This window comes from Desulfurellaceae bacterium (genome assembly GCA_021296095.1).
Lineage (GTDB): Bacteria > Desulfobacterota > Binatia > Bin18 > Bin18 > JAAXHF01.
Map to the genome: position 1 here is coordinate 2,729 of JAGWBB010000137.1, position 6,145 is coordinate 8,873.

Sequence of the window (6,145 nt, forward strand, 5' to 3'; positions counted from 1 at the left end):
CTGTCTACAGCCCTGGCCGGGGTGGAGTGCGCCTACTACCTGATTCACAGCATGGCGCGCGGAACCGGCTTCCACGAGCTGGACATCGAGGCTGCCCGGCTGTTCGGTCGCGCGGCACGGCACGCCGGCGTGCGTCGGATCGTGTATGTGGGCGGCTTGGGAGACCCCCGGGCCGACCTGTCCCAACACCTGCGCTCCAGACAGGAGACGGGCCACGCCCTCAGAGAGAGCGGCGTTCCGGTCACCGAGTTCAGGGCGGCGGTGATCGTCGGCGCGGGCAGCATCTCCTTTGAGCTGATCCGCTATCTGGTCGAACGCCTGCCGGTCATGATCTGTCCCCGCTGGGTGTATTCGCGCGTCCAGCCGATTGCCGTCACCGACCTGCTGGACTACCTGGTCGCCGCGCTGACCAGCACCGAGTGCGCGGACAAGGTCATACAGGTCGGCGGCAAAGACGTGACCACCTACAGGGGCATGATGCTGGGCTATGCCACAGCGCGGGGGCTCACCCGCTGGCTGCTGCCCGTCCCGGTCCTGACTCCCCACCTGTCGTCGTACTGGGTGCACTGGGTCACTCCAATCCCGGCCAAGGTCAGCGCACCCCTGATTGAGGGACTCCGCAACGAAGTGGTGGTCACCGACAGCCTGGCCCAGCGCCTGTTCCCCCACATCCAGCCCCAGGACTACGCCAGCGCGCTCGCCCGGGTGGTTGCGGAGCTCGACGCGGGACAAATCGAGACCGCCTGGAGCGATGCCCACAACCCGTCCCCGGCGCGGGACGAGTTCAGCTGTCTGGAGTCTCGGCAAGGGCTGATCCTCGAGCGCCGACGGCAACAGGTGGCCGCACCGGCCAGCGCGGTCTACCGGGTGCTGACCGGCATAGGCGGGCAGCGCGGCTGGTATTATGCCAACTGGGCCTGGCGCATCCGGGGAATCGCGGACCGTCTGTTAGGTGGGGTGGGACTGCGCCGGGGGCGCCGCCATCCCGACGAGCTGCGGGTCGGCGATGCCCTGGACTTCTGGCGGGTCGAAGCCCTGGAAGCGGACCATCTGGTCCGTCTCAGAGCCGAGATGAAGCTTCCGGGCCGCGCCTGGCTGCAGTTCGAGGTGCGGGACACCGAGGCTGGAACCAGCCAGTTGGAACAGACCGCAGCGTTCCTGCCCAAGGGGCTGGGCGGGCTGGCCTACTGGTACGGCCTGTACCCCGTGCATGCCCGGATCTTCGACGGCCTGGTGAGAGAGATTGCCAGACGCTCCTGTTTGGATCAATTCTGATTCACCCGAGGCAGGCTTTACACCTCAAGACGATCCCGGAGTGCCTCTTGAGCGGTGAGATAGGCGGCAAAAGGACACTGCGTACCGCAGCTATGCTCCCCTGCCAGCGCGAGGGCGCGTGGCGGTAAACCAGCCGGATTGGGCGGGAAAGAGATTCGTTGGCCCGATCCGTGTAGCGATACCGGTTTCTTCAAATAACCGCATGGCGTCGAGTCGCAGCAGCCCGGCGAGCAATTGGACCACCCCAACCATAAAGGCCAGCGTGACTCCGACGGTCAGCGGACTCGCGCCACCGTGCGCCACCTCGGCGGCGACGGCAGTCCCAACCAGCAGACTCACGGCGTTTGTCGGACCCGTCACAACATGGCGCGAGCTGCGGAACAGCGCGCCCACGATGGCCGGCAGGGCTGCCGCATACAGGCCCATGGCCGGGGGAAGACCGGCGATCATGGCATACGCCACACCCTGAGGAATGTCGAGAAAGGTCACGCTCGGGCTGGCGAGCAGGTCCCGGGGGAGATGGCGAAGCTGGTAAGCCCGGAGGTCGAGAAACGGGAGAAAACGCTTCATCAGTCCTTGGGCGGCCGCTCCGTCTCAGGCAGCTGATAGTGCTCTCGACCCGGCTTGAGCGGGCGTAACATCCAGTACGGCCGCCGCGTGCCGTCGGGCGAGACCTGACTGGCCGGCCGGGTCAGTTCGAGCCAGTGCTTATAGGCCGCATGCGCCTTGTCCGTATCGACCTGGATATCCCCATACCGATCATCCTTGTGGGCGGGGAGGACTCGGACAGCCTGGTGCCAGCAGTGCATACCGGAAATCGGGTCGGGGTGGACCGGAAAGGTGAGATTCTGATGGACGCCGGTATCCGTCCACCAGACGCGTGCGCTGTCGGCATCCTCGCTCGGATAGCCGTGGACGCCCTGCTTGCGGGACAAGTGCCACCGACTACCGTTGCGGTCGAGTCCGACCGTGGCCATCATCTGCCGCTGACCAGCCTGGTCGAGCTTCCAGCGTCCCATGTGGTGGCTACAGCCAACCACCCCGGGTCGAATCCCTTCCGTTACCCAGGCTTTGAGCACAAAATAGCCGATCTCGGTCTCGACCCGGACGAGGTCTCCCGTGCCCACGCCCAGACGCTTGGCATCGCCGGGATGCAGCCACAGCGGGTTGGTGTGGGCAATCTCGTCCAGCCATTTGGCATTCGCGCTCCGGGTGTGGATCTGGACCGGGAGGCGAAAGGTCGGGATCAAGACCATGTGGTCGTCTGCCAGCCGGTCGGGATGGATATGACTCTGGCTATACGTGGGCAGAGCGTATTCCGGCCAGCCCCAGTCTTTAAGCGTCTTGGAATAAAACTCGAGGCGGCCGCTTGGGGTTGGAAAGCCGCGATACACGGTGCCGTCCTGGCTCGCTGTGTGGACGCCAACACGACGCCGGCCATCCGTATCCCCGTCGGGCGAGGGCAGGGGAACGATATTCGGGTCGGCGGGCCTGGGGCTGGCGCTGAAGACGCGGCCCAGACTATCAACCTGGGTATTGTCCAGCTCAGCCGGCGGAACCGTTTGGGCGTGGACCGCTCCGATGTTCTTTTGGATTTCAAACGCGCCGTAGCGGCGCATATAGGCCAGCGGCGAGAGACCCTGGGCAGCAGCCTGTTCCGGGAGCCCCGGGACTGACCGCTCGAAAAGAAACCCGTAATACTCGTCAAGGCTCAGCTTCTGGCCTGGGTGGGCTTTGGATTCAAAATACTGGCGTATTCCCAGCCCGCCGTCCGGGTCGACCTGCCAGGACAACTCAATCCAGAACTCGTTCTCTTCCCAGACTTCGCCCGGGTTTGCCTGGCGCGTGTCTGTCACCGGCTGGCCGAGGCGCTCTCTGGCAGCGCGCAGGACGGGCTGACGGAAGCCGATCCACTGGGCGTCGTGCGTTTCGTAGGAATGCGCGTCGTGGCGCTCGCTGCCGACGCCCATGGGCAGAATGTAATCGGCGAAATAGGCACTCTCGTTCCAGGTTGGCGTCAGGGCGACGTGCAGGCCGATTTTCTGTTCATCGCTGAGGGTTTCAATCCACGAAAATCCATCCGGGTTGGTCCACACCGGGTTATACACACGGGTGAAATAGACGTCGAGTTTGGCGCGCTCTTCTTTCAGAAAATGCGGCAGCAGAAAAGACAGTTCGTTGATCGCCAGCGGATACTCGGCCGGCCAGGAAAGCGTATTCCACCTGGCTGGATGGGGTGGGGTATGGATGGGCCGCGGCACAAACTTGTTCCACGCATTGGGGTAGGTCCCGCCCGGTGTCGCCACCGCGCCGGTGAGGGCGTTGAGAAAAAACAGCGCTCGCGCGACCTGCCAGCCGCCCAGATTCCCGGCCGACGCACTCCGCCAGGTGTGGGTCGCCAGCCGCGTTCCAGCCGAGGCAACCAGCGTGGCGATGGCTTCAAGGGTCTGCGGGCTGACTCCGGATTCCTGGGCGGCAAAGGCGAAACTGTAGTGCGTGTAGAGCTGTTTGAGCACGGCCTCAAAGTTCTCAAACGTGGGCTCCAGGTCGGGCCGTTCTTCTTGGAGATATTCCTGCCAGTTCCACCAGTCGCGCAGAAAAGTGCGGTTGTAGTGGTCGTGCTGAATCAGGTGGTTGGCTATGGCCAGCAGAATGGCCGCCTCGCTGCCCGGATACGGCGCCACCCAATGGTCGGCATGGGTGGCGCTATTGGACAGGCGGACATCAAAGACGATGAGCTTGGCCCCCCGACGCTTGGCATCCATGATGCGCTGGGCGTGCGGATTAAAATAATGGCCCGATTCCAGGTGGGCGCTGATGAGCAGGATGACATCGGCATGTTCGTGGTCGGGGCTGGGGCGGTCGGCGCCCATCCAGAAATGGTATCCGGCGCGGGCCCCGGACGAGCAGATGTTGGTATGCGAGTTGTGGCCATCGACGCCCCAGGCGGCCAGGACGCGCTCGGTGTAGCCGTCCTCGCCAGGACGACCAACGTGGTACATGATTTCCTTATGTCGGCCTTCCTGGAGCGCCCGCCGCAGACGGTCGGCAATATCACGCAGCGCCTCGTCCCAGGAGACCCGTTGCCACTTTCCCTCGCCACGTTTGCCCGCCCGTTTCAGGGGATGGAGAATGCGATCAGGGTCGGTGATCTGGTTGAGTGTAGCTGGGCCCTTGGCGCAGTTCCGACCCCGTGAGGCCGGATGCTCGGGATTCCCCTCGAATTTTCTGACGCTGAGCGTCTCCGGATCGACGTAGGCCAGCAGGCCGCAGGCCGACTCGCAGTTAAAACACGTAGTAGGAATCAGCATGGAGTGGTGTTCGACGCGCTGCGGCCAGGCGCGGGCGTCCAGCTCAACCCAATCGTCCCAGCGTTCCTTGGGAGGAAACGACGCGAGGTGGTTACGACTCGGTCCTGGATAAAACGTCTCGCCCCGTGCCTCCGTAGCCTGGCGAGCGGCAGACACGCGGGTAGTGGGTCGCTCAACACTCATGGCCATCCCTCAGGCGAGCGGTACGCTTTGCCCGGCCTGGACGTAGGCGTGTTCATACGCCAGTAAGCCAACCAGGGCCGCACCCCCGGCCGGTATGCCGAGCCACGGGGCGAGCAGGCCGAGACAGACGAGCAGCAGGCCCGCCCAGAAATACGTCCGGTATTGACCCTGCGTCATCTCGGCAGCGGCGAGATCGGCATGGACGGTGGGATGGGGCAGGCTGCATTCCCCGCTCACCAGGAGGAGGTGTAGCGCGCAGGCGATTCCCAGCAGCGTGGCGACTGGTGAAACCACGGCGGGCGCCCACCAGACCGCACAGGGGAGGAGCGCGGCGGCTCCCGCGATAAAAGTCTGCACGAGAAAATGGAGGGGCAGGAGTGGGTTTTGCCACAGGTCACGGGCCGTCGATTGGGCAAAAAGATAGGCGGTGTACACACTCGTCAGCACGCCAAGCGGGATGCCGAGCAGCATCAGGCCCGACTGCCAGGCTGTTCCGCCGGCAAACAGGCTGGCCAAAAAATGGAGGATCAGCACACCGCCAAAACCCAGGATGATAAACGCGCCCCGGACCAGCCAACTCCTCCACTGCGGGCGGGTAAAGATCAGCACAAAGCGCTCGGGGTGGTCCAGGTCGGCGATGAGAATCAGACCGGTCAGGGCGAGGAACAGCCCACTCAGCGTTGGGGCAAGCCATTGCCAGAGCATATGCTCGGGACCCAGCATTCCCAAGAGCACCAGAAAAGCCGGAATCAGATAGGCTCCGGCGGCCAGCCCTTTGGTCCAGGTATACAGGCTCAGCCGCCAGTCCCACGGGGCACGGTGCGGCACGTCATAGGCCAGCACAGCCCGGGCCGAGCTATTGGGCCGGGTGGGGTGGCCCGAGGTCACCTGCTGCGGTCCCCGGCCCTGCTCACTCCACACAAAAAGCCCGCCTTCGGGCCGGTCCGCAGCCAAGGGGTCGAGCGTGGCCTGGTGTGCGCCGAGGTAGAACAGTGTGGGGTGGGTGCCCTTTTCCGGGCGCCGCACCGCAACGGGTTCCCGACCCACGATTGCCGCCACGCTGGAATCGGGGTCATTCAGGTCACCGACCAGGATCGCCTGTGTCGGGCACACCACAACGCAGGCCGGCTCCAGGCTCATATCAATCCGATGCGCACACAAATTGCACTTCTCGGCCGAGTGGTCGGCGGGGTTGATAAAAATCGCGTCGTACGGACAGGCCGCAATACAGGCTTTGCAGCCAATACAGATAGACTTGTCGAAATCCACGATGCCGTCTGGCCGGGCGTACATGGCTGCGGTCGGACAGGCGCGGGTGCAGGGCGCGTCCTGGCACTGATTGCACCGCGTGACCTGAAAAGCCCGCCGCGCGTTTG

The 6,145-nt window shown here is 64.4% G+C and carries 4 protein-coding genes; 1 reads left to right on the forward strand and 3 read right to left on the reverse strand.

Annotation, left to right across the window (positions count from 1 at the left end; all coding sequences use genetic code 11):
• A partial coding sequence (locus tag J4F42_21285; protein ID MCE2488056.1) for a DUF2867 domain-containing protein occupies positions 1 to 1,275 on the forward strand: 1,275 nt, incomplete at its 5' end.
• A gap of 90 nt (positions 1,276 to 1,365) precedes the next feature.
• Here J4F42_21285 and J4F42_21290 read toward each other — a convergent pair.
• From J4F42_21290 to nrfD, 3 genes are all read right to left on the reverse strand, one after another.
• A complete protein-coding gene (locus J4F42_21290; protein ID MCE2488057.1) occupies positions 1,366 to 1,845 on the reverse strand; it encodes a hypothetical protein in 480 nt (159 codons plus the stop codon).
• Positions 1,845 to 4,769, reverse strand: coding sequence for a molybdopterin-dependent oxidoreductase (locus tag J4F42_21295; protein MCE2488058.1), 2,925 nt, complete (start codon positions 4,767 to 4,769; stop codon positions 1,845 to 1,847). The genes J4F42_21290 and J4F42_21295 overlap by 1 nt, the downstream gene beginning before the upstream one ends.
• A gap of 9 nt (positions 4,770 to 4,778) precedes the next feature.
• A partial coding sequence (gene nrfD, locus J4F42_21300) for a polysulfide reductase NrfD (protein ID MCE2488059.1) occupies positions 4,779 to 6,145 on the reverse strand: 1,367 nt, incomplete at its 5' end.

Coding starts and splice junctions, on each gene's coding strand:
- J4F42_21295 (MCE2488058.1), bottom strand. CDS start 4,769: ATGAGTGTTGAGCGACCCACTACCCGCGTGTCTGCCGCTCGCCAGGCT.
- J4F42_21290 (MCE2488057.1), bottom strand. CDS start 1,845: ATGAAGCGTTTTCTCCCGTTTCTCGACCTCCGGGCTTACCAGCTTCGC.